The sequence below is a fragment of the Saccharothrix espanaensis DSM 44229 genome, assembly GCF_000328705.1.
In the GTDB taxonomy this organism is placed as follows: domain Bacteria; phylum Actinomycetota; class Actinomycetes; order Mycobacteriales; family Pseudonocardiaceae; genus Actinosynnema; species Actinosynnema espanaense.
In genome coordinates this window covers 2,357,528-2,381,438 of sequence record NC_019673.1, presented here as the reverse complement: position 1 = coordinate 2,381,438, position 23,911 = coordinate 2,357,528, and the positions used below count along the sequence as shown (strand labels likewise).

General features: G+C 74.0%; 19 protein-coding genes and 1 pseudogene. 15 read left to right on the top strand and 5 right to left on the bottom strand.

Going from position 1 to position 23,911, the window contains the following annotated elements; translation table 11 throughout:
• Positions 1-75 precede the first annotated feature (75 nt).
• Genes BN6_RS41780 through BN6_RS10985 form a run of 3 tightly spaced genes read left to right on the top strand, consistent with a single transcriptional unit; the run spans position 76 to position 3,041 of the window.
• The gene (locus BN6_RS41780; protein WP_197540258.1) at positions 76-2,226 is read left to right on the top strand and encodes a protein kinase domain-containing protein; all 2,151 of its coding nucleotides are present in this window, start codon (positions 76-78) and stop codon (positions 2,224-2,226) included.
• Positions 2,227-2,254: 28 nt separating this feature from the next.
• Positions 2,255-2,635, top strand: a complete 381-nt coding sequence (locus tag BN6_RS45520; protein ID WP_148302831.1) for a hypothetical protein — start codon at positions 2,255-2,257, stop codon at positions 2,633-2,635.
• Positions 2,532-3,041: a hypothetical protein gene (locus tag BN6_RS10985; protein WP_015099692.1), complete on the top strand. Its 510-nt coding sequence runs from the start codon at positions 2,532-2,534 to the stop codon at positions 3,039-3,041. Before BN6_RS45520 ends, BN6_RS10985 begins: the two co-directional genes overlap by 104 nt.
• Here BN6_RS10985 and BN6_RS10980 read toward each other — a convergent pair.
• Positions 3,030-4,364, bottom strand: coding sequence for a serine hydrolase domain-containing protein (locus BN6_RS10980; protein WP_015099691.1), 1,335 nt, complete (start codon positions 4,362-4,364; stop codon positions 3,030-3,032). The genes BN6_RS10985 and BN6_RS10980 overlap by 12 nt on opposite strands.
• A 453-nt stretch (positions 4,365-4,817) precedes the next feature.
• On the opposite strand from BN6_RS10980, the gene BN6_RS10975 reads away from it, so the two are divergent.
• Positions 4,818-5,588: a MerR family transcriptional regulator gene (locus tag BN6_RS10975; RefSeq protein WP_015099690.1), complete on the top strand. Its 771-nt coding sequence runs from the start codon at positions 4,818-4,820 to the stop codon at positions 5,586-5,588.
• Positions 5,589-5,597: 9 nt separating this feature from the next.
• The gene (locus tag BN6_RS10970) at positions 5,598-6,167 is read left to right on the top strand and encodes a TIGR03086 family metal-binding protein (RefSeq protein ID WP_015099689.1); all 570 of its coding nucleotides are present in this window, start codon (positions 5,598-5,600) and stop codon (positions 6,165-6,167) included.
• 65 nt (positions 6,168-6,232) lie between these two features.
• Here BN6_RS10970 and BN6_RS10965 read toward each other — a convergent pair whose 3' ends face one another.
• From BN6_RS10965 to BN6_RS50145, 3 genes and pseudogenes are all read right to left on the bottom strand, one after another.
• Positions 6,233-6,712, bottom strand: a complete 480-nt coding sequence (locus BN6_RS10965) for a polysaccharide deacetylase family protein (protein ID WP_015099688.1) — start codon at positions 6,710-6,712, stop codon at positions 6,233-6,235.
• Between the two features lie 62 nt (positions 6,713-6,774).
• The gene (locus tag BN6_RS49535) at positions 6,775-7,104 is read right to left on the bottom strand and encodes a fumarylacetoacetate hydrolase family protein (protein ID WP_269454355.1); all 330 of its coding nucleotides are present in this window, start codon (positions 7,102-7,104) and stop codon (positions 6,775-6,777) included.
• A gap of 29 nt (positions 7,105-7,133) precedes the next feature.
• Positions 7,134-7,403 (bottom strand): annotated as a pseudogene (locus tag BN6_RS50145) (fumarylacetoacetate hydrolase family protein); the annotation flags it as partial.
• A gap of 110 nt (positions 7,404-7,513) precedes the next feature.
• Here BN6_RS50145 and BN6_RS46580 point away from each other — a divergent pair.
• Entirely contained in the window at positions 7,514-7,678 is a 165-nt protein-coding gene (locus BN6_RS46580) for a hypothetical protein (RefSeq protein WP_158509371.1), read from the top strand.
• An 18-nt stretch (positions 7,679-7,696) separates the two neighbouring features.
• Positions 7,697-8,617 carry an aminoglycoside phosphotransferase/kinase family protein gene (locus BN6_RS10950; protein WP_041312569.1) on the top strand — a complete coding sequence of 307 codons (921 nt, stop codon included), beginning with the start codon at positions 7,697-7,699 and terminating at the stop codon, positions 8,615-8,617.
• Positions 8,618-8,727: 110 nt separating this feature from the next.
• Here the strand turns inward: BN6_RS10950 and BN6_RS10945 are convergent, their stop codons facing one another.
• Positions 8,728-10,686, bottom strand: coding sequence for a phospholipase A2 (locus tag BN6_RS10945; protein ID WP_015099683.1), 1,959 nt, complete (start codon positions 10,684-10,686; stop codon positions 8,728-8,730).
• A 157-nt stretch (positions 10,687-10,843) separates the two neighbouring features.
• On the opposite strand from BN6_RS10945, the gene BN6_RS10940 reads away from it, so the two are divergent.
• The 8 genes from BN6_RS10940 to BN6_RS10905 all read left to right on the top strand — a co-directional run bounded on the left by BN6_RS10940 (position 10,844) and on the right by BN6_RS10905 (position 23,874).
• Entirely contained in the window at positions 10,844-13,855 is a 3,012-nt protein-coding gene (locus tag BN6_RS10940) for an AfsR/SARP family transcriptional regulator (RefSeq protein WP_051075511.1), read from the top strand.
• 705 nt (positions 13,856-14,560) lie between these two features.
• Positions 14,561-17,629: an AMP-binding protein gene (locus tag BN6_RS10935; RefSeq protein WP_015099681.1), complete on the top strand. Its 3,069-nt coding sequence runs from the start codon at positions 14,561-14,563 to the stop codon at positions 17,627-17,629.
• Positions 17,614-19,146, top strand: a complete 1,533-nt coding sequence (locus tag BN6_RS10930; protein WP_015099680.1) for an HAL/PAL/TAL family ammonia-lyase — start codon at positions 17,614-17,616, stop codon at positions 19,144-19,146. Before BN6_RS10935 ends, BN6_RS10930 begins: the two co-directional genes overlap by 16 nt.
• Entirely contained in the window at positions 19,146-19,385 is a 240-nt protein-coding gene (locus BN6_RS10925; protein WP_015099679.1) for an acyl carrier protein, read from the top strand. The genes BN6_RS10930 and BN6_RS10925 overlap by 1 nt, the downstream gene beginning before the upstream one ends.
• Before the next feature lie 2 nt (positions 19,386-19,387).
• Positions 19,388-20,545 carry a condensation domain-containing protein gene (locus tag BN6_RS10920; protein WP_015099678.1) on the top strand — a complete coding sequence of 386 codons (1,158 nt, stop codon included), beginning with the start codon at positions 19,388-19,390 and terminating at the stop codon, positions 20,543-20,545.
• Positions 20,542-21,477, top strand: a complete 936-nt coding sequence (locus BN6_RS10915) for a TauD/TfdA family dioxygenase (RefSeq protein WP_015099677.1) — start codon at positions 20,542-20,544, stop codon at positions 21,475-21,477. The genes BN6_RS10920 and BN6_RS10915 overlap by 4 nt, the downstream gene beginning before the upstream one ends.
• A complete protein-coding gene (locus BN6_RS10910) occupies positions 21,467-22,945 on the top strand; it encodes an AMP-binding protein (RefSeq protein ID WP_015099676.1) in 1,479 nt (492 codons plus the stop codon). Before BN6_RS10915 ends, BN6_RS10910 begins: the two co-directional genes overlap by 11 nt.
• Before the next feature lie 5 nt (positions 22,946-22,950).
• Entirely contained in the window at positions 22,951-23,874 is a 924-nt protein-coding gene (locus tag BN6_RS10905) for a TauD/TfdA family dioxygenase (protein WP_148302827.1), read from the top strand.
• Positions 23,875-23,911 lie beyond the last annotated feature (37 nt).

Sequence of the window (23,911 nt, the reverse complement as noted above, 5' to 3'; positions counted from 1 at the left end):
GGCCGGACCACGACGCCCGAAGCACCGGGAAAACCGCAAAAGAACGGACTGTGCAACGAGATTAGACTGCCCGCCGTGCAGACGTCGCATCCCCAGGTGCCCGGGTACTCGATCGTCGACGTGGTGGGCCGGGGAGGCTTCGGCGTGGTCTACCGGGCGGTGCAGGTCACCGTGGACCGCGAGGTCGCGATCAAGGTGGACAGCCGCGTGGTGCTCGACGAGGACGACCGGCGGCGGTTCCTGCGCGAGGCCCGCGCCGCCGGCCGGCTGTCCGGGCACCCGCACGTGGTGGACCTCTACGACGCCGGCGTGCTCCCCGACGGCCGGCCGTACCTGGTCATGGAGCTGTGCACGGGCGGTTCGCTGTTCGACCGGCTCCAGGACGCCGGACCGCTGCCCGTCGCCGAGGCGTGCGCGCTGGGTGTGAAGATCGCCGACGCGCTGACCGCCGCCCACGAGGTCGGCGTCCTGCACCGCGACATCAAACCGGCGAACATCCTGGTCAACCGGTACAGCATGTACGGCTTGGCCGATTTCGGGCTGGCCGCGCTGGCCGAACCCGGCCGCGAGTCCTCTGCCAGCCTCACCGCGCTCACCCCCGCGTACGCGCCGCCGGAGGCGTTCCGGCAGGAGAAGCCCACCGCGCAGGCGGACGTGTACGCCCTGGCCGCCACCCTGCACGCGCTGATCACCGGCCGGCCGCCGAGGTTCCCCGAGGCGGGCGTGCCGAGCCTGCCGGAGATCATCCGCCTGCACGACGAGCCGGTGCCGGCGCTGCCGGGCGTGCCCGAGGCCGTGACGGCGGTGCTGCTCAAAGCCCTGGCGACCGACCCCGCGCAACGCCACGCCTCGGCCGCCGACTTCCGCGACGCCCTGGCCGCCGCAGCCCTCGAAGCGGACACCGCCACCCCGGCCACCCCAGCCGGCACCGCCACGCCGGGCACCGCAGCCACCCCGGCCGGCGCGGACCCCGCCGAGACCGCCGATTCGGCAGCCGGCGGCGATCCCGCCGAGACGACGGATTCGGCGTCCGCCGCCACCGTCCTGGTGGGGCCCGACGACCCGGGTCCGACCAGGTCGTTCGGGTTCGGGCCGCGCCGCGACGAGGAGGCCACCCTCGGCCGGGTGATCGCGCCGGAGCCGGCCGCCGACCCGCCCGAGGAGGTCACCGAACTGGTCGAGGGCCGGCGGCCCAGGCGGTGGCGGACCCTCGGCCGGGGCGTGGTGGCCGCCGCGGCGGCCGTCGTGCTGGTCGCGGCCGGCATCACGTGGATCGTGGTGAGCAACCTCGACGGCGACGTGCGGCAGGCCGGCGTGCTCGACGTGCCGAACAGCCCGGACGCCACCGATGGCGCGACCGACATCCTGCTGGTCGGCAGCGACAGCCGCACCGATACCAACGGCACCCCGCTGTCGGACGACGTGCTCCGCCAGTTGCGCACCGAGCAGTCGCCCGGCTCGAACACCGACACGGTGCTGCTGGTCCGCGTTCCCGACGACGGCCGCCGGACGGTGGTGGTGTCCATCCCGCGCGACGTCCGCGTCACGATGCCCGCCGGCGGCACCGGCCCCCTGCGCAAGGTGTTCGACAGCGCGCGCACCGCGCCCGGCCGCGAGGGCGACCTGGCCGGGCGCAAGGCGCTGGTCCAGACCGTGCAGGAGCTCACCGGCGTGCGCGTCGACCGCTTCGCCGAAGTCAACCTGCACGGGTTCGTCCTGGTCAGCCAGGCGATCGGCGGGGTCGACGTGTGCCTGAACGCGGCGGTGCGCGACGCCGGTTCGGGCGCGGACTTCCCGGCGGGCCACCAGTCGGTCTCCGGCGCGGACGCCCTGTCGTTCCTGCGGCAGCGCAACGGCCTGCCGCGCGGCGAACTCGACCACATCGCGCGCCAGCAGGCGTTCCTGGGCGGGCTGGCGGACAAGCTGCTCACCGCCCGCACCCTGGCCGACCCGGCCGCGGTCGCCGACCTGGTCACCGCCCTGCGCAAGTCGATGGTCATCGACGAGAGCTGGGACCTGCTGGGCTTCGCCGCCCACCTGCGCGACCTGACCGCGGCGGACGTCCGGTTCGGCACGATCCCGGTCGGCACGCCGGTGGCCGCCGAGGACGGCGTCCTGCCGGTGGACGGGCAGCGGGTGCGCACCCACGTCGCCGACCTGCTCACACCGCCGGCGGAGGTCGCCACCCCGGCCACCGGCCGGCCGGACGCCCGCTGCGTCAACTGACGGCGGCCGGCGGGCTGCCCTTCCGGGCGTGATCGTCTCGGACGCGCGGCGGGCGCTGCCGGCCACCGACCGCTGGGCCTGGCTGCCCGACGTGCTCGACCGCTGGTACGCCGCCCCGCTGACCGCGGCGGACGGCAGCCCGCCCGACGAGGTCGCCGCCGCCGCGCACCGGGTCGGCAAGCCGCTCCCGGAGCCCCTGGTCGAGTGGTTCACCCTGGTCGGGCGGCGGCCGGCGGCCGTGCAGGACGCCCCGGCGACGCCCGCGACGCTGCCGGATCGGCCTGCTCGGCAGGCTCGCCCCCGACGTGCGCGGCGGCAACGCGCCGGACGCCGCCGAAGACGTCACGACCGCCTACCCGGAGCTGCACGTGCTCGGGAACCCGTTCTGGGGCGCGCCGCCCCGGGATGACGCCTCGGGCCTGGAGTGGACGACCGCCTCGCGCCCGGCGTTCGACCGCCTGGCAGGCCTGGTCCCGCTCGACCCGCCCGGCGGCGCGCAGGAGGTCGTGGTCGCCTTCGAGGACCTGACCCCGGCCGAACAAGCCACCCTGACCCGCGAACACGGCGCCCCCGACACCGACCGCTTCGCCGCGGCGCTCAGCGAACTGGGCCACGTCCGGATGGGCGCGAGCACCGCGTCCGGCGTCCGGTTCCACCTCGCGACCAGCCGGCCCGACGACGCGATCACCGCCGTGCGCGCCGCGATCCCGACCGGGCCGGCCGACAAGACCGTGATCGCGGTCCGACCGGAGCGGATCAGCACCTACCGGGTCGTCCACCCGGCCGGCCGCGACGAGTACGCGCTACCCGGCTGACGCCAGGCGGGCGGTCCGGCCGCCGAACTCCACCAGGGCCACCCGGCCGTCGCCGTCCCGGACGAACCGGGCGGCGGGCTTGCGCGTGTCGGTCGCCCGCGCCACGACGTCCTCGCCCACGAACGCGACCTCGAACGGCGGCGGCGCGTCGCCGGGGTCGCCCTCCACCGCCATCCGCACCCACAGGCCGCCGTCGCGGACGTCGAACTCGAACGCCAACTGCCCGGTCTCGTAGCACCCCGCGTACTCGGCCAGCCGCTCCGGCGGCAGCACCGGCAGGTCCGGGATCGGGGCGACGCCCGCCAGGTTCTCCAGGCACCAGTCGACCACCCTGGGCCGCAGCCCCGAACCCCCGGCGCTGTTGGTCAGCACGGTGACGGCGAACCGCTCGCTGGGCAGCGTGACGAACTCCGACACCTGGAGGTTGCTGACGTTGCCGCCGTGCCGCACCAGCTGCGCGGCACCGTGGCGGGTGCGCAGCCAGCTCAGCCCGACCTCCTCGAACGGCAGCGCCGCCGGCCGTTGCGGCTGCCAGAGCGCCACCCGGCTGTCCTCGCTCAACGGCGGGGTCCCGTCCGCCTCACCCAGCAGGAAGAACCGCGCCCACCGCAGCTGGTCCCGCGCCGAGGACCACAGCCCACCGGCCGCGGCCGCCGCCCGGGGCAGCCCCAGGACGTGCGCGACGACCGGCGAGCCGTCCCGCGTGGCGTGGCCGACGGTGTGCCGGCGGGTCAGCACCTCCCACGGCAGGAACACCGAGTCGGTCATGCCCAGCGGCTCCAGCAGCCGCTCGCGCACCAGGTCCTCGTACAGCGAGCCCGACACGACCTCGGCCACGTGGCCCGCGAGCATGAACCCGCTGTTGCTGTAGGAGAACACCTCGCCGGTCGGGAACACCTGCGGCAGCGCGCCGAACCCGGCGACGGCCTCCGCCAGCGCGTCGGAACCCCAGCCCGTGTCGACCTCCACGTCGCCCAGGAACCCGCCGGTGTGGGTGAGCAGGTGGCGCAACGTCACCGAGGCCCGCGCGCCGGCGTCGGCCAGCGGCAGGTCGGGGAGGTACTCCACGACCGGCACGTCCAGGTCCAGCACGCCGTCCTCGACCAGCGCCATGATCGCGGCGGCGGTGAACGTCTTGGTGGTCGACCCGACCATGAACAGGCTGTCGCCGTCGACCGGCAGCGGAGCGTCCACACTGGACACACCGGTGGCCAGCACGGTGTCCTCGCCGTCGAGCAGGATGCCGACGGCGGCTCCGGGAACACCGGCCTCCGCCGCCCACTCGTCGAGCAGCGGCTGGAGTTCCCGAAGAATGTCCGACATGGTGTCGACCTTTCACGTCGTCGGCGTTGCGGTCCACCCCATCGTCCGCCGGCACTGCGGGAACCGGTTCATGCGGCACGACGAACATCCCCACCCAGGATCGTAACTTCCACCGATGCCGGGCACGGCGAAACCACCACAGCCCGCTCCTCGACCGGACGGTGGTGGTCGCGTTCCGCCGGTCACCCCTGCGGCAGGTTCCCGGGCCGGGCCGGCGATCCCTGGTCCGACGGCTGGACGTGCGGGTTCTGGAACGTCGGGTTCTGGTACACCCTCCGATCGAAGGTGCGGGCGTCCCTCTGGTTGCACGCCCGCGCGGGGCCGTCAACAGACCCACCACGACAACCATCCGACTGGCCCAACGGCCGCGCGGTACGTGGATCACCCGGAGTGCTCCGGACCCCACCGCGTGTCCCTTGCGCCTCCCCTTGGGGGAGCCGGGATGCTCACCCCATGCCCGGCACCATCCCCATCGGCGAGTTCGCCAAGATGACGCACCTGACGGTCAAGGCGCTGCGCCACTACCACCGGTTGGGGCTGCTCGAACCGAGCCGCGTCGACCAGCGCACCGGCCTGCGCGCCTACGACGCCGACCAGGTGCGCCCGGCGCGCACCATCCGACGGCTGCGCGAGTTGGACATGCCCCTGGCCGACGTCAAAGCGCTGCTGGGGGCGTCCGGGCCGGCCGATCGCGACCGCGTCCTGCTGGCCCACCTCGACCGCCTGGAGACCGGCCTCGACCGCACCCGGGTGGCGATCGCCGGGTTGCGCCGGCTGCTCGAACGCCCCGCGTCCGAGGCGACCGTGCACTACCGGTCGGTCCCCGAGACGCCCGCCGTGGGCATCACCCGGCGCATCCCGCGCACCGAGGTCGGCCGGTTCTGCGAGGAGGCGTTCGCCGCCCTGCCCGACGACGGCACCGGCCCGCTCGGTGCTTTGTTCCCCGAGGTGATGTTCACCGAGGGCGTCGGCGAGGTGACCGCCTTCCGGCCCGTCCGGACGATCACCGCGACCCTCGTCGTCCCGGCGGCGACGCTGGCCGTCGCCGTGCACCACGGGCGTTACGAAGACCTGGACGAGACCTACGGGCCGCTCGGCGCGCACGTCACCGCGCTCGGCCTGGCCGCGCCGGGCCCCCTGCGCGAGCTCTACTTCGACCCCGAACTCGACCCCGACGCCCGGCGCACCGAGGTCTGCTGGCCCGTCACCCGCACCCCCCGCTAGGAGAAGCCCGTGCTGCACGCCGCCCGCGAAGAGTTCCGCCGCCGCCTCGTCCACGTCACCCCGGAGGCGCTGGCGGCACCCACCCCGTGCGCCGAGTGGACCGTCCGCGACCTGGTCAACCACGTCATCGGGGGCGAACGCCTGACCGCCGCCCTGCTCGGCGGCGCGACCACGGAGGCCGCCGTCGAAGCCCTGAACGCCGACTGGCTGGCCGAAGCCCGCACGACCGAGGACCTCCTGACCGCCTTCACCGCCGCGACCGAAGCCCTCGACCAGGCCGCCCTGGTCCCCGGAGCCCTGGACCGCGTCGTAGACCACCTGGTCGGCCAGGTCCCCGGCCGGCAGGCCATCGGCTTCCGGGTGCCCGAGTACCTGGTCCACGCCTGGGACCTGGCCCGCGCGCTGGACGTGGACGACACCCTGGACCCCGTGCTGGTAGCCCGGACCTGGGAGGACATGCGGGACATGGCCCCCGTCATCGGCACCTCGGGCTACTTCGGCACCGGCCCCAGCGGCACCCTGGACGAGGACAGCCCCCTCCAAGCCCGCCTACTGGACCTCTCCGGCCGCCGCCCCTAGCCCAAGCAACCCCCAGCCCTTCCCTTCTTCGCACACCGCGCCGGGCGGCGGCCAGGTCGGCCGGGTCAACAGCCTGGTGCGGCGGAGAACCCCGGCTTCACCTTGCGTTCGCTGGACGTCACTCGGCCCTGCCGGGGGACCAGACGTGACGGGAGCCGGCCGGGGCCCAGCCAGCCGCGCGGTGGGCGGCCGGTCGCGGTGGTGATCGCGTCGCGGGTGCGTTGGACGTCGTGGCGCTCGTCGGGGACCTTCTGCATGTTCTTCTGGGTGTAGCCGTGCCCGACGAACTCCCAGCCCCGGCTGTGCGCCGCCTCGGTGATCTGCGGGTAGACCTCGATCGCCGAACCGCTCACGGCCAGCGCGACGGGCACCGCGTGCTCGTCCAGGACGCGGAGCACGCGCCAGAACCCGACCCGGTTGTCGTACTCGTGCCACGCCCAGTTCGGCACGTCCGGTGACGGCACGCCGCCCGCCGGCGGGGTGAACACGTTCCGGGGCATCGGTTCGGTGTCCGACCACTCCTCCACGTTGACGATCAGCCACACGGCGACGCGGGCCCCGCACGGCAGTCGCAGCGCGGCCTTCGATCGGGTCGTAGTCGATGCGCTCAGTCGGTTTCACGGCTTCCGCTCTCGGTGATGGTGGCGGACAACGGCTCCAGGCCGTCCACGTCGACGCGGACGACGTCGGCCGGCTCGATCGCGCCGACGCCGGCGGGGGTGCCGGTGAAGACGAGGTCGCCGGGCCGGAGCCGGTAGTCGGCGGACAGGTGGGCGATGATCTCCGCGGCGTTCCAGATCATCAGCCCGATCGGGGTCTGCCGGCGGGCCTCGCCGTTGACCGAGAGCCGCAGCACGGCCCCGGCGACGTCGCCTGCGTCGCGCACCCGGGTGATGGGCCCGCACGGGGCGGAGGCGTCGAAGGACTTGCCTCGCAGGGGATTCGCCGGTCACGGCAGTCGCGTTGCCGGTCGCGGCGGGTCAGGTCGATCCCGGCGGCGTAGCCGAGAACCAGGTCCGACGCGCGGTCGGCGGGGACGTCCACGCCCTCCGCCCCGATCGCGACAACCAGTTCCCCCTCGAACTGGAGGTCGGCCGTGCGCGGCGAGTAGGGCACGAGCGCCCCGTCACCCACGACGGCGTCCGCCGGTTTCTGGACGAAGAACGGCTCGTCGCGCTCGCTGCCCTCCTTCATCTCCCGGATGTGGTCGACGTAGTTGCGCCCGACGCAGTACACGCGGCGCACGGGGAACCGCTCGTCGGAGCCGACCACGGGCAGCGACACGGTCTGTGGGCGAACAGCAGGGTCACGGAATCTCCTCGGCCGTAACCTACGTCGGGCACCTCGTGAGCGAAGCCCGCTGGCACGACCTCGGTCGGATGATCGCCCAGGGCGACTACTGGGCCGGCAAGGCGGTGCGCTCCCACCTGGGCGACCACGCCGGACTCGACCGCGGCGCCCGCCGGATCAAACGTCACGGCCTCACGCCGGACGGGGCGGTTCCGAGCTGACTTCGGCACAATCCCCCTGTGCCGCTTGACGAACTGCCGGACTGGTTGCCCGCCTGGTGTCGCCGCCACCTGGGCCGCGCGCCGGCCGAGGTGTTGTTCGAGGAGCGGCGGATGTCGACCGTGTTCGGGCTCCGGCTGGTCGGCGGCGCGGAGGTCGTGGTCAAGTCGCGGGCCGACGACGGTCGGGCCGCGTCGTGCGTCGCCGCGCAGGAACTGTTGGCCGCGCGTGGTTTCCCCTGTCCCCGGCCGCTCACCCCGGCGGTCGGCGTCGGGGCGTGGGCCGTGCACGCCGAGGAGTTCCGGCCCGGTGGCGAGGTGCTGCACGGGGACGCGCCGGACGTCGCCGAGCGCTGCGCGGAGGTGTTCGCCCGGCTGGTGGCCGGGTTGCTCGGCGCGCCCGTCGCGCCGCCGCTGCCGAACCCGCGCTGGGCGCGGTGGGACCACGCCGACCCTGGGGTGTGGCCGGCGATCGGGTTCCTCGACGAACGGGACCAGCGGGCGGTGCCGGCGCACGTCGTCGCCACGGCCGGCCGGGCCCGCGCGCGGCTGCTGGCGGCCGACCTGCCGCGCGTGCTGGGCCACGCGGACTTCGAGGCGCAGAACCTCCGCTGGCACGGCCGGCGGATCTGGGTGGTGCACGACTGGGACAGCCTGGCGTGGCAACCGGAGGCGGCCCTGGTCGGTGCGGCGAGCGGCACGTTCGCCGGTGCCGGACCGCCCACTCTCGCCCCGGTCGCGAGTTCCGCGGCGTTCTTGGCCGTGTACCAGGACATCCGGGGTCGCCGGTTCACCGCGTCGGAACTGGAAGTCGCGTGGGCGGCGAGCCTGTGGCCGGCGGCGCACAACGCCCGGTGGGAGGCCCTGCACGGCGACCCCCCGGTGTGCGGCACCGCGCTGCGCGCGCAAGCGGCCGAACGCCTGCGCAGGGCGAACGCCTGACGAAGGTTCGCCGAGCCGGAACGCCCGCTCCGGATCGAAGAAGCGGCTCGGACCGCACGTGCCGGAGGTCCGAGCCGCTTCGCCTACCGCACAACAACTTCACCCAGGGTTCAGTACTCCCTGGCGTACTTCATGCTCGAACCACCGAACCGGCTGACGAAGAAGTAGTAGTCGCTCGCCCAGTTCTTGCACGACGAGCGCCGGGCCGACGGGTAGGCGTTGCAGGTGTGGTCGCGCAGGGTGGTGTAGAAGACCGAGTCCACCGCGCCCTTCTTGGACTTGTCCCACTGCCGGGTCTTGAGGTAGATGATCCCGTAGCCGTAGTCGTGCATGTCGCAGGCGATCCGGAAGTCGAACCCGCCGGGCTTCTGCAGGGCGGGCGCGGTGCAGCGGTCGTCGGTCACGCCCACGACCGCCTTGTTGCCGGGCGTGCGTCGCCAACTCGGCTGGATCTTCCGGCCGCCGTAGGACATCGGGACGGGGCCGGCCCAGCACCCGTCACGTCCCCACAGGTACTGCGAGGCGTACTTGCAGTGCGGCTGGAGGGCGGCGGTCGGCGGCTTGGTCGCGGTCTGCATCTTGCCCGCAGCCGCGTAGGTGAGGTTCCACAGGCCGTCCGGCGGGGTGTTCAGTTGGGTGATGTTGCCGGCCGGGTCGTAGGTGTAGGTGCTCGTGGCGACGGGTTCGCCGTCCATCCTGCGCAGGTCGTCCACCCGGCGCAGCCGCTTGCCGCTGTCGTAGGAGTAGGCCACGACGACGGCCGGGGGCGGGTCGCCGGCGGCGTCGTACTCGACGTCCTTGAGCTGACCGGCGACATCGCCCGGCGCGGCGGCGGTGGCGGTGGTCGTTGTCGCGTAGCGGAAGGTCGCCGTGTCCGCGGTCGGGGCCGCGAGTGTGGAGACCCGGCCTTGGGCGTCGTAGCCGATCGTGGTCGTGCCCGCCTCGGGGTGGGTGGTCGCCGTGATCAGGTGGTCGGTGCCGACCTTGCGCCACGTGCGGGAGGCGGCGGCCGCGTCGGCGTCGCGCTCGGTGAACGTGCCGTCGGCGTTGCGGACCACGGTGCCGCCGTCGCGCGAGGTGAAGGTGCCGGGCCTGGCCGGGTCGGCCAGGTAGCGGTCGGAGGAACTGCCGCTGGTGCGGCTGATCTGGAGGTACCCGTTGGCGCTGAAGTCCTTCAGCCGGTCGCCGAGCACGCCGCCGAGCGGTTCCAGCCGCCAGTCCGGGCCGAGCACCTGTTCGTTCGGGTTGGTGAGGTCGATCCGCTGCCCGGCGCTGTGGCTGCGGGTGGTGACCAGCCCCGGCTCGAACACGTCCGTGCCGCCGGTCAGCCACACGCCGGTGTCCGGCTCCACCCGGCCCGGCCACTGGTCGGACGGTGCGGGCCCGGGTTCGGCCGGGTCGTCGCCCTCGCCGGGCGTGAACGGGGTCTCGGTGGTCACCTTCAACGTCGGCGGGTCGCCCAGGCCCTCGCTGTTCTCACCGGAGGCGAACACCCGGTAGTTCCGGGCCGCGACCTCGGTCGGCGCGAGCAGGACCAGGCCGTGGTTCTTCGCGGTGCCGGCCGCCCACTCGGCCACGATGGCGGTGACGTCCCAGCTCATCCGCCCGCTGCCGCACACCCCCTGCCGCGAGCCCTCGGTGCTGAGCACGGCGCCGGTCGCGCCGTTGGCCGGCTGCGGCGTCCACGTCTGCGCCGTCGGGTCCCAGAAGTCGGTGACCGGCCGGACCTGGATCCCCGCGCCGACCACCGGGCCGCAGCCGGGCGCGTCGACGTTGGTCAGCGTGAGCACGGCCTTGACCGGCGCACGCAGGCCCCTGGTGTCGAACCGCAGGTAGGTGCGGGACTTCTCGCCGTCGGCCTCGGTCCCGGCTTTCAGGTACTCGCCGAAGGCGTTGCCGCCGTCGAAGGCGCTGTTGACGTCGGCGTCGGCGGTCAGCGGCAGGACCACGTCGACCGCGGCGGCCGACGGCGTCGCCGGTGCCGCGCCCGCCTGCGCGGTGCCGGCGGCCAGCGCCGCGGCGACGATGGGCACCAGCACGGGTGCCAGGAATCTCGGTCTGGTTCGCATCGCACTTCCCCACAGTGGGTGGCAGGACGAGGACCAGGGTCGACGCCCGGTCGTGGGCCGGACTTGGGTAATCCTTGGACGCGTGCACCCGTCCCCCGCACGCGGAGGCCGGCGGCGCACCCCGCGCCTGAGTAGCCTGGCGGCGGCGGGAGGTGCGGTGGGGGCGATCAGGTTCAGCCTGCTGGGGCAGATCGAGGCGTGGCTCGGTCCGAACGCGGTGGATCTGGGGCACCAGAAGCAGCGGTACGTGCTGGCGGCGCTGCTGGTCGACGCGGACCGGGTCGTGCCGCTGACGCGGATCCTGGAACGGGTCTGGGGCGAGGACGCGCCCCGCGGCGCGCAGAACACGTTGCACAGCTACCTGTCCCGGCTGCGCCGCGCGCTGTCGTCGGATGCCGGGCACGTGCTCATCGAGCGGCACCCGGGCGGGTACGTGGCACGGGTCGACCCGGACGTGGTGGACGTGCACCGGTTCCGCCGGTTGGTCGCGCAGGCCAAGGCGACCGGACGCCCCGGCGAGGCGGCCGAGCTGGTGCGGCAGGCGCTGGAGCTGTGGCGCGGCGAGCCGTTCAGCGGAGCGGTCAGCGCCTGGTTCACCACGCACCGCACGACGTTGCAGCGCGAGCACGCCGCCGCCCAACTCGACTTGTGCGACTTGCTGCTGCGCTGCGGCCGTGACGCCGACGCGCTCGCCATCGCCTCGGTCCGCTCCGCCGAGAACCCGCTGGACGAACGGGTCGCGGGCCAACTGGCGCTGGCCCTGCACCGGTTGGGCCGCACGGCCGACGCGCTGGCGTGCGTCGACCGCACCCGCCGGTCGCTGGTGGCCGAGCTGGGCGTGGATCCCGGGGTCGCGCTGGTCGAGCTGCGGCGGCGGGTGCTGGCCGCCGATCCGGAGCTGCTGCGGATCGAGGTGGACGCGGAGCAGGAGGCCCCGGCGGAGGCCGTCACGTGGTCCGCGCCCGCGACGCTGCCGCCCGACGTGCACGACTTCACCGACCGGGCCGGACAGCCCGCGGCGCTGGTCGAGCGGTCGATCGCGGGCGGGAGGGTGGTCGCGGTCGTCGGCATGGGCGGGATCGGCAAGAGCTCGCTCGCGCGGCACGTCGCGCACCGGGTCGCCGACCGCTTCCCCGACGGCCAGCTCTGGGTGGACCTGGGCGGCGCGGCACCGGGCGACGTGCTGGCCCGGCTGCTGCGGACGCTCGGCGTCCCGGACCGCGCCATCCCGGCCGACCACGTCGAGCGCGGCGACCTGTTCCGCACGATGCTGCGCGGCCGGACGGTGCTGCTCGTGCTGGACAACGCCACGGCGGTCGGCCAGGTCTACCCGCTGCTGCCGGGGGCGGGCGGCTGCGCGGTGCTGGTCACCAGCCGGGCCAAGCCGACCGGGGCCGAGGGCGTCGAGTGGGTCGAGCTGGACGTGTTCACCACCGACGAGGGCGTGGCGCTGCTGACCAGCCTGGTGGGCGCGCAGCGGGTCGCGGCCGAGCCCGCCGCCGCCGAGCGGATCGTCGCGCTGTGCGGCGGGCTGCCGCTGGCCGTGCGGATCGCCGGGGCGCGCCTGGCCGCGCGGCGCACGTGGCGGCTGGACCACCTGGTGGGGCAGCTCAGCGACGAGCGCCGCCGGCTGGACCGGCTCGCCGTCGGCGACCTGGAGGTGCGCGCGTCCTTCGCGATGAGCTACGCGGGGCTGACCCCGACCGCCCGGCGGTTGTTGCGCCTGCTCGGGCTGGTCGCGGTGCCGGACTTCCCGCCGTGGGTCGCGGCCGTGCTGCTCGAACTCCCGCTGGACGAGGCGATCGGGCACGCCGAGGAGCTGGTCGACGCCCACCTGCTGACCGTGTCCGAGGTCGACCCGGTGGGCCAGTACCGGTACCGGTGCCACGACCTGATCCGGCTGTTCGCCGCCGAGCACGCCGAGGACGAGGAGACCGCCGCCGACCGCGACCGCGCCGTCGAACGGGCGCTGGGCGGCTGGCTGGCGCACGCCGAGCGGCTGACCGGGTTCGTGCCCGGCCCCTGCTACGCGCGCATCGGCGGTGCCGCCCACCGGCCGCCGGTGGACGACCTGGTGCCGGACCTGTCGCCGGAGTGGTCGGACACCTGGTTCGACGCGGAGCGGTCGGCGTTGATCTCGGCCGTGCGCCAGGCGTGCCGCGCCGGGTCGACCGACCTCGCCTTCGACCTGGCCGGGTGCCTGGAGAAGTACTTCGACCTGCGCGGCATGTACTCGGACTGGCTCGCGCTCAACCGCGAGGTGCTCGACGTGTGCGTCCGGCACGGCAACCGGCTCGGTGAAGCGGTGATGCGGCGCGGGCTGCTCGACGTGACGACCTGGATCTCCGACGGGCCGGGCGAGGCGATGGACCGGATGCGGGTGGAAGCGCTGGCGCTGTGGGACCTGTTCGTGGAGCTCGGCCACGACGCGGGCGCGTCGGACGTGGCCGTGATGCACTCGTGGTCCTCGACCGCCGCCGGCCGGCACGCGGAGGCCGTCGCCACGGCCGAGGCGGCGCTCGTCCTGGCCGGGCGGGCGGGCCACGTCGGCGGGTTGGCGCGGGCCGAACTGGCGCTGGCCGTCGCGCACTTCGACAACCGCCAGGTGGCCGTCGCCGTCCGGCACGCCGAACGCGCGCTCACCCACGCGCGGGAGCTGGGCAACCCGCGCTGGGAGGCCACGGCACTGCAGTTCGCGGGCATCGGGTACCGGGAAGCCGGCGAGTTCGAGGTCAGCAAGCACATGCTGGACCAGTCGCTGGCCATCGCCCGCACCTACCGCGACTCCTACACCGAGGTGCTCACCCTGCTCGCCTCCGCCCGCCTGCACCTGCGGGTCGACCTCGAACGGGCGTGCGCCGACGCCGAGCGCTCGCTGGCGCTGAGCCGCCGGCACCGGATGACCCACCACACGGCGGAAGGTCTGGAACTGCTGGGGCTGCTGGCTCTGGAGCAGAACCGGCCGCACGACGCCGTCGTGCACCTGGAGGAGTCCGTCGCGCTGTGGCGCACCAGGGGGTGGCACTCGTACCACGCCGCCGCGCTGGAGTCGCTGGGTCGCGCGTACGAGCACGTCGACCAGGTCGCCGCGCGGCGGGCGTTCGCCGAGGCGCGCGAGGTGTACCTGCGCATCGGCGACACGGACCGGGCCGCGCGGATCCGAGGTTGATCGGCGCATTCCGCCGATCGGCGAACCGCCCGCCGAGAACACCGCACAAGTAATTGCACATGACCGGCCGACTAATTGTGCACCACCACCGGATGACCTACCACCGCACCCGGGAGACCACTCCGGACGACCGGAAGAAATACGTGTAACCGAACCCGCACAACGTCGGTTCGGCTATCTCTTCGGTTTGGGAAGCACATTTGCCACAGCGCCGCCGAGGCCATTACCACGAGCCTCGACCGCTGTGACTCCGGTGGTTCGCACCTGCCCGGCCTCATCGCCGTGATCCCCACTACGGGCACCCCTCCGCCGATCAGCCGTCCACGTATGGGCTGGTCAGCTCGCCAATTTGCAGGCAGGCACCCTGCGGAACGCCGGCGGCCGGAACCTGGGGCGACGACCGCCCGGCAATGGTCCGTTCGAGTGATGAGCGCGTTCCGCACTGCTGCCGACAGCGACCGTGACTGCCAACCGGGTGGTTCGACCGGGCCCGGTGGTCTTCCGGCTCCGCGCGTGGTCATAATCTAGGCGAGGTGCCGGGGAATAATTGTGTGCGAGCACCTCGGCGCCCGTCCCGGGCACTGCGTCGAAGCACGGTCCGAATGGAGCAGACGAGTCCGGTGGCTGCCCGAAACCGCTCGACCCGACTATTTCGGAATGTCTGAGGAGTCATGCGCCCGACACCCACGCCCGCCGGGTACGACCATGCCCGGTGACCTCACCGGCGGCCTCCCGACGCCGGTCCGCGAGCGCCCGGACCACCGTCCCGGGGTCGTGCGGTTCACCGACGGCCACGGCGCGGCGGTGCGCTCGGCGGACCTGACCGCGCTGGCCGGGGCCATGCTCGACCACCCCGCGCTGGCCGGTGTCGAGCGCGTGACCATCGTCGGCCGGCAGTCGCTGCGGCTCGTGTCGACCATCGCCGCCGCGCACCTCGCGGGCCACGAGTTCGCGGTGGTCGACGCCGGGGAGGCGCCGGAGATCAGGCGCGCGCACGTCGAGGCGTTCGGCTCCGGCGCGGTGATCGACCTGTCGGAGGACCACCTGTCCCCTGACAGCGGCCGGGTGATCGACAGCCCACCGATCGTCACCGGTGACGAACTCCTCGCCACAGCAACGAGAACTACGCCACTGGGGACAGTGCAAAGTGGACTTGCCGTCCCGCAGATCTCCGAGCACGCCTACACCGTGCGCACCTCGGGCACCACGGGCACACCCAAACTGGTGCAGCTGACCAGGACCGCGTTCGACCAGTACGTCCGGCAGTTCGTCGACCGGTACTCCCTGGACGAGAACTCCCGGCTCGCGGTGTGGGCCGCGCCGACCTACGACGCCCACCACTGTCAGGTGTTCGCCGCGCTGGCGGCCGGTGCCGTGGGTGTCGTCGCCGGCCTCGACGCACGGCGCAGCGGGCGCAGCGTGCTGGAGTGGCTGCGCACCTCGCGGGTGACCCACTTCGAGACCACGCCGTCGATCCTGCGCGCCCTGGTCGCCGCGGCGGTCGAGGACGGTCGCGGGCTGCCACCCGACCTGACCCACGTGATGTGCAGCGGCGAGCGGTTCGAGCCCGCCCTGGCCCGCGCGGTGGCCGACCTCGCCGGGCCGCTCGGCGACCGGCTCCGGCTGCACAACGAGTTCGGCCCCACCGAGTGCGTGCTGGCCACGTGGCACGAGATCACCGCCGCCGACCTCGACCTGCCGGACCTCCCGCTCGGCACGGCCATCCCCGGCCGGGTGGTCGACGTGCTGCCGCCGGACGGCGCGGGCGCGGCGTCACCGGACCGTCCCGGCGAGATCGTCATCCGGTCGCCGCACCTGTGCCCCGGCTACGGCGTCGCCGGCGCGCACACCGGGACGCCGTTCCCGTTGGACGCCAACGGTGTCCTGACGTTCCACACCGGAGACCTCGGCTACGTGGACGAGCGCGGGCTGCTCCGGCTCCGGGGCCGCCGCGACCGGGTGGTCAAGCGGCGCGGGGTGAAGATCGACCTGGACGACGTGGAGCGCGCCTTCCGCGCGATCCCGTACGTGGTCGACGCCGCGGCCCTCGCCGACGAGACCCCGGGCGGCACGGCCGCGCTGCGGGTGTGGGTCGTGGTGGACGAGCCGGGCCGGACCGAGGACGACGTGCGGGCCGACGTCTCCGGGCACCTCGCCGCCGCGAGCGTGCCGGAGCAGATCATGCCGGTCGATTCGTTGCCACGCCTGCACTCGGGCAAGGTCGACTACCGCGAACTGGTGCGCCGCACCGCCACCCACCACGCGACCGGCACCGCCGGAACATCCGCGCAGGCCGCCGCGGCGGCCACGAGCACCGAGGCGGGCGTCGCCGAGGAGTTCGCGCGGGTCCTCGGGGTGGCGGTGCCCCCACCGGGGGCCAACTTCTTCGGGCTGGGTGGGCATTCCCTGCTGGCGCTGGACCTCAACGACGGGCTGGCGCGCCGGTTCGGCGTGGACGTCACGCTGCACGACGTGCTCCGGCACCCGCGCGTGGCGGCGCTCGCGCAGGTGATCGACGGGCGGCGCGCGGAGGCCCGCCCGGCCGGTCCGGCCGACACCGCCGCCGTGGAACCCGGTCTGACAGCGGCGGAACGGCCGATCTGGGCGTGGACCCAGCTGTTCCCGCACGACGGCTCGGCCAACGTGGTCGCGGGCTTCCGGACAGCCGAACCGCTGTCGGACGACGAGATCACCGCCGCCCTCGACCGGCTCGTCCACGACACACCGCAGCTGCGGCTCAACTACGGCGACGATCACGGCCGCCCCACGCGCACGATCCGACCGCCCCGTCCGGCGCAGGTGCGGACCGTCGTGCTGACCGGTCCCGTGGACGACTGCGAGCGCCCCGAGGTCCGCGCCGAGTTCTACCGGCCGTTCGACATCGCCGGCGACCAGCTCGTGCGCGCCGTGGTCGTCCGCTCGTCCGACTCGCCGGATGTCGCCGTGTGCCTTGTCGTGCACCACATCGTGTGCGACGGGGTCGGGCTGGCGACGCTGCTCGCCGATCTGCGCCGCCGCCTGGTCGACGGCATCGCGGCGGCTCCGACCGAGGTGGCGAGCGTCCCGACCACCGGCCGGGTCGACGCGTCCGGTCACTGGCGGCAGGTCCGCGACCGGTTGCGGGCGACACCCCGCTCCCCCGCTCTGCGCGCCGCGCAGCGGCACCCCGAGCCCGGCTTCGAGACGCTCGCGGTGTCGGCGGCGCACACCGTCGCCGAACGCGAGGAACTCCCGCTGCCCGCCGTCCTCGTCGAGTTCGTGGCCGAGGCGCTGCTGCGGACGCTGGACACGGACGCGGTCGTCGTGGAGACACCGGTGTCGCTGCGCACCCCGGGGCAGGCCCGCGCGGTCGGCAACTACGTGGTCGACGTGCCGATCGTGGTCGCCCGCACGACGCCGGAAGGCCGTGCCGAGCGCCGCAGGGCCGTCGCCGCGGACCTGCTCGACGCGGTCGGCGCGGCGCACGCCGCTCCCGGGTTCGGCGCGGCCCGCCCCGACCAGGGGCTGGCCCCGGTGGGTGACGCGGTCGTCGTCCTCGAACACGACGCCGCGCCCGACCCGAGCGGCGCGACCACGCCGATCCGGGTGCCCGGCTCGCCGCCGCGCAACCCGTTCGCCTTCTACGTGGTGGCCGACGGCGGCCACCTCGACTGCCGGGTGCTCAGCCGGGTCTCCCCGGCGCTGGCCCGGCGCACCACGACCGAATTCCGCGCGCTGACGGCCGAGACCACGCAGTCCTCGGTGAGACAGGAGTGCCAGTGGCCACGTACGTGATCGAGCCCGACGACCGGTGGGACCTCGCCGATCTGCTCCGGGCCACCGAACCGGGGGTCGAGGTGCGGCTCTCCGAGCAGAGCCGGGCCGCGATCGCCCGCACGTCGGACTGGGTCGAGGGGCTCTCGACCGGGACCGACCTGGTGTACGGCGTGAACACCGGCTTCGGCGCGCTCGCCGACGTGCGGGTGCGCGCCGGTGACGAGCACGAGTTGCAGTTGCGGCACATCCTGTCGCACGCGTGCGGCGTCGGGGACGCCTCGCCGCCGGCGGTGGTCCGGATGATGCTGCTGATCAAGCTGCTGACGTTCCGGACGGGCCAGACCGGGGTGTCGCTCGCCGTCGCCGACCGGCTGGTCGACATGCTCAACCACGGCGTGCACCCGGTCGTGCCCGAGCGCGGCACGGTCGGCGCGAGCGGCGACCTCTCGCCGCTGGCCCACCTCTCGCTGCCGCTGATCGGCCGGGGTTCGGTCGAGTACGGCGGCGAGGTCCGCGACTCGGCCGACGTGCTGCGCGAGCTGGGCTGGCCGTCGTTGCGGCTCACCGCCAAGGACGGCCTGGCGCTGACCAACGGCACCCAGTACATCACCTCGGTCGCCGTGGTGGAGCTGGGCCGGATCGTCGCGCTGGCCGAGACCGCCGACCTGGTGGCCGCGATGAGCCTTCAGGCGTTCAGCTGCGCCGACCGGTTCTTCCACGAGCGCTACCACCGGCGTTCGGGCAACGCGTGGCGACGGGTCGTCGCCGAGTCGCTGCGGGAGCACACGCTCGACGGCAACCACGCGTCGCTGCCGACGGCGGTGCCGTCCATGCAGGACCCGTACTCGTTCCGGTGCATCCCGCAGGTGCACGGGGCGGCGCGCGAGCACATCTCGTTCGCCCGCAGCTCGATCCTCAACGAGGTGGACACCGTCGCGGACAACCCGCTGTTCTTCCCCGACGACGAGATCGCGCTGTTCGGCGGCAACCTGCACGGCGAGTCGGTGGCCATCTCGGCCGACCTGCTGGCGATCGCGGTCAGCGAGCTGGGGTCGATCTCGGAGCGCCGCACCTACCAGCTGCTGTCCGGGCGGCGCGGGCTGCCGGACTTCCTGACCGCCGACCCCGGCGTCAACTCGGGGCTGATGATCGTGCAGTACACGTCGGCCGCGCTGGTCAACGAGATGAAGACGCTGTGCCACCCGGCGAGCGTCGACTCCATCCCGACCTGCCAGTTGCAGGAGGACCACGTGAGCATGGGCGGCACGTCGGTGCTCAAGCTGCGCCGGATCGTGGACAACCTGGAGACCGTGCTCGCGATCGAGTGGCTCACCGCGTGCCAGGCGGTCGACCTGCGCGAGGACCTGGTGCTGTCGGCCCGCTGCCGCGCCCTGCACCACGCCTACCGCGAGGTCGTCGGGCACTTGGCCGAGGACCGCGTGCTCAGCGACGACATCGTGCGCACCGCCGGGTTCATCCGCGACGTGGTGACCCGGCCGGTGGACCGCGACCTGGCCGGTCAGGGGGCGCTCTGATGGCCCGCGACACCGTGCTGGAGCAGGTCGAGCAGTGCTGGCGCGGGGTGGCGCCGGACCCCGACCTGGTGCCCGCGCCGGACGAGAACCTCTTCCGGGGCGATGTCGACTCGTTCGTGTTCATCCAGTTCGTCCGGGCGCTGGGCGCGCGGTTCCAGGTGGAGCTGCCGCTGGTGGAGATCTTCGAGAACCCCACCTTCCGGACCGTCGCCGACTGCATCGGTCGGACCGGGGAGTAGCCGTGTCGACCGTCGCGACCGAGGCCACCCGCGAGGAGTTCGGCCTGTGGTACGAGGAACAGGCCGGGACGCCGGTCCGGCGGTTGCTGTGCGCGTTCGCCGCACGGGTCGCCGGCGGGCCCGCGCCCGGACCGTTCGCCCGCGCGCTCGTCCGGGTGCTCGACCGGCACCCGGAGTGCCGCTCGACCTTCGCCGTCGACGCGGACGGCCGGTTGGTCAAGACACCCGACGCGGGCCCGGCGGTGGGCGTGCCGGTGTTCGGGCCGGAGCACCGGCCGTCCGACGTGGTGGGCGCGCTGGCGCGGGAACCGCTGTCGGCGGTCACCGGGCCGGTGCTGCGGCTCGCGGTCCGCGTCGACCGGTCCGGTGCCGTCGACCACGTCTTCGGCGTCGCGCACCACGTGGTGTGGGACGGGCGGTCCGAAGAGCTGTTCTGGGACGCGCTCGCGCGTGAACTGGCCGGGGAGCCGACCGGCACCGGCCCGCTCGACGACCCGCCGGTCACGGTCGTCCGGTCCCGCGAGGGCGGACCGGACGACACGACGACTGATCCACAGTGGATGGTTGTTCTCGGTGACCAGACGTGGGACCGCGCGCGGCGGCGGGCCCGGGAGAACGCGCTGACCCCGTTCGCCTGGGTCGTCGGGCACCTCGCGACGGGCGTCGCGGCGTGGTCCGGTCAGGCGGTCACCCCGTACATCGACGTCGACCTGCGCGCGGTGGACGACGGCGCGCGCGACCGCATCGGGTACTTCCAGACCCAGCGCCGGCTCCGCGAGGTCGACCTGGGCGTGCCCGGACCGGAGGCCGCCCGCCGGGTGCTGGCCGACGTGGCGGGCCTGGCCGCGCGGGCGTTGACCACCGGCCTGCCCCCGGAGCGCGAGACCCCGCGACCCGACACCCGGGCCTGCAAGTTCTACCTGCGCGCACCACGACCCGACCGCGAGGGCGGCGTGCTGTCGCCGGTCGACATCGCCCTTCCGGTGGCGCGCAACGACCTCGCGGTGGGGGTCACCTCGGAGGGCTCCCGGGTGCGCCTGACGGTCACCGCACGACAAGACCTGTTCGGCCTGGACGAGCCGGCGCGGCTGGGCCGCCGCCTGCTCACCGCTCTCGACACGGCGGCGCACGGCAGCCGGCAAGGAGACGAGGAAGCATGAGGCATCTGGAGGTCGACCGCGAGGTCGGCGGCTGGTGGTCGGCGCACGGGGACGAGGTGGAGTCGTGCCTCGACCGGGACGGCGGGGTGGTGCTCGACGGCCCCGGGCTGACGGACGTGGCGAACTTCCAGGTCCTGGCCGAGCTCGCCTGCGGGCCGCTGTCCCGCGACAACCCCGAGCACCCGCTGGTCGGCGACGACCCGACCGGCACCGTGAACCGGCCCGTCGAGTACTCCAGCAAGCGCAAGCTGCTGTGGCACAACGAGAACACGTTCGCCACCGAGTGGCCCCGGCGGATCGCGTTCGGCTGCCAGCGCGCGGCGGACCGGGGCGAGACGCCGACCGTCGACATGACGGCGGTGTACGAGGAGCTGACCCCCGCCGTGCGCGGCCGGTTCGAGGAACTGGGCGTGACCTACGTGCGGCGGCTGGGCACGGACCTCGGCCTCGACTGGCCGACCGTGTACGGCACGACCGACCGCCAGGCCGTCGAACGCCGGTGTGAGCGCGACGGCGCGCGGTGGGAGTGGTCCGACGACGGCCGCGTGCTCACCACGTGGCAGCGCCGTGCCGCCGTGATCACCCTGCCGGGCGGGCGGCGTTCGTTCGTCGCCCAGGTGCTGCACTGGCACCCGCGCGCGCTGGATGAGGACGTGCACGAGGCGATGGCCGCGCTGATGCCGCCTGGGGAGTTCCCGAAGACGTGCACGTTCGGCGACGGCAGCCCGATCCCCGACGAGGACGTGGTCGAGCTGCTTACCACGTGCGACCGGCTCGAAGAGGTCGTCGGCTGGACCGAGGGCCGCGTGATGCTGCTCGACAACCTCCGCCGCGCGCACGCCCGCAACCCGTACACCGGCGAGCGCCGCCTGCTCGTCGCGATCGGCCGTGCGGTCGACCACGCAACGGCCGGGAGCGGTCATGGCGGCTGAGCGCGACCTCGTCGCACGGATCCGCGACGGGCGCGGCGTGGCGATCGAGGAGGCGGGGGCGACCACGTCCTACGCGACCCTGCTCGACGACGCGTCACGGCTCGCGGACGCGTTGCGCGGGCAGGGCGTCGGCCCCGGCACGGTCGTGCCCGTCCAGGGGACGGCGTGCGGCACGACGGTGACCCAGATCGTGGCCGTGCTGTTGACGGGCGCCGCCTACGCCCCGATCGACTCGCGCACGCCGGACGCGGCCGTGGCCGCCTTCGCCAGGGTGTGCGGGGCGTCGGTCGTGCTGGGCGAGCGGCGGCACTCCGGGCACGGTGTGCGTTGGCTGGACTCGGCGGACGTCCTGGCGGGCGTCCTGGTGGGCGGCGGTGCGCTCGTCACGGAGAGCGTGCCGGAGGGCACCGCGTACGTGATCGCGACGTCCGGCACGAGCGGTGCCCCCAAGGGTGTCGTGGTGCCGGATTCGGCGGTCGAGGCGTACCTGTCGTGGTCGATGGCCGAGTACCGGGCGGAGCGGGGCTACGGCGCGCCGCTGTTCACCTCGCTGGGCTTCGACCTGACGGTGACGAGCCTGCTGGGTCCGCTGGTCTCCGGCCGCCGGCTGGTCGTGCTCGACCCGATCCGGTGGCCGCTGGACGTGGCGAGGCAACCGGGTCCGTTCGACGGCGCGAGCTTCGTGAAGCTCACGCCCAGCCAGCTCGACATCGTCTGCCGGATGATGGCCGACCTCGGGGTGCGGTCGAGCGCCCCGGTGCTCGTGGTCGGTGGGGAGGCGGTGCGCGGCCAGGCCGTCGCGCGGTGGCGGGCCGGGTTCCCCGAGGCGGAGATCGTCAACGAGTACGGCCCGTCCGAGGCCGCGGTGGGCTGCTGCCGGTTCACCGTGCCCGGCGACTTCGCCGGCGACGACGTGCCGATCGGCACCGCGCCGCCCGGTGTCGTGCTGAGCCTGGGGCCGCTGCCCACCGACCACGGCCCGACGCACGGCGAGCTGGTCATCGAAGGCGATCAGGTGGCGACCGGCTACCTGGTCTGCCGGAACGACGGCGGCGGCGGCGACGGCCGCGGCGAACTCGTGCCGTTCGCGGCGCGCGGCGGCCGGCGGCGCTACCCGAGCGGCGACCACGTCTCCCTGGCACCGGACGGCCTGTTCACCTACCACGGGCGGATCGGGCGCGAGGTCAAGGTCAACGGCTTCCGCGTCAACCTCGCCGCCCTCGAAACGCGCCTGGCCACCTTCCCCGGCGTGCTCAACGCCGCGGTCGGCCAGGTCGACGACGGCCTGACAGCGCACGTCGTCGTCACGGACCCCGCCATCACCCCGAAAGCGTTGCGGGGCCACCTCCGGGAGCTGTTCCCGGTGTACGCGCTGCCCGCCGAGATCGCCATCAGCCACGACATCGCGACGACCGAGCGCGGCAAGCTCGCGGTCGCGCTGCCGTCCACGGACCCGGAGAGCCGGTGATGACCATGCCGAGGACCCTCACCCCGGCGGACCTCCCCCACGACGTGCGGACCCCGCTGCCCGAGGAGGTGGCACGCGAACTGCGCGCGTCGCTCGCGGACGCGGGAGCCGTGCTGCTGCGCGGTTTCGACGTCGACGGCACGGACGACTTCGCCCGCGTCGTCACCGCGGTCGGCGGGGAGCGGCTGGAGTACTCGGAGCGGTCGTCACCGCGCCGGGCGCTCGGCGAGCGCGTCTACACCTCGACCGAGTACGCGAAGGACAAGGAGATCTTCTTCCACAACGAGAACTCCTACCAGTCGAGCTGGCCCCGGTGGCTGTACTTCTACTGCGACCTCCCGGCGGGCAGCGGCGGCGCGACCCCGTTGGCCGACATCCGCGAGGTCACCCGGACCATCGACCCGGCGGTGCGCGAGGAGTTCCGCGCTCGCGGGTGGCTGCACGTGCGGACCTACCAGCCGGGCTTCGGCCTGCCGTGGACCGAGGTCTACGGCACGACGGACCGGGCGGCCGTGGAGCGCTACTGCGCGTCGACCGGGATCGTGCCCACCTGGCGGCCCGACGGGGTGTTGCAGACCAGGGCCGGGCGCAGCGCGTTCCACCGGCACCCGGACACCGACGAGTCGTTGTGGTTCAACCACATCGCGTTCTTCCACCCGAGCACCCTGCCGCCGGCGGCGTTCGAGGTGATGCACCGGATGTTCGGCGCGGACGGCCTGCCCAACGACACCCGGTACGGCGACGGCGGCACGATCCCCGACGACGTGTGCGAGCACCTCCGGGACCGCTACCGGCGCGCGTCGTCGCGGTTCGACTACCGGCGCGGTGACGTCCTGGTGGTCGACAACATGCGCATGGCGCACGGCCGTGAGCCGTTCGAGGGCGACCGGCGCATCGCGGTCGCGATGACCGACCCGGTGCGGGCCTGACGTGGCGCACCCGGGCAGGACGGCCGGGCCGTCGACC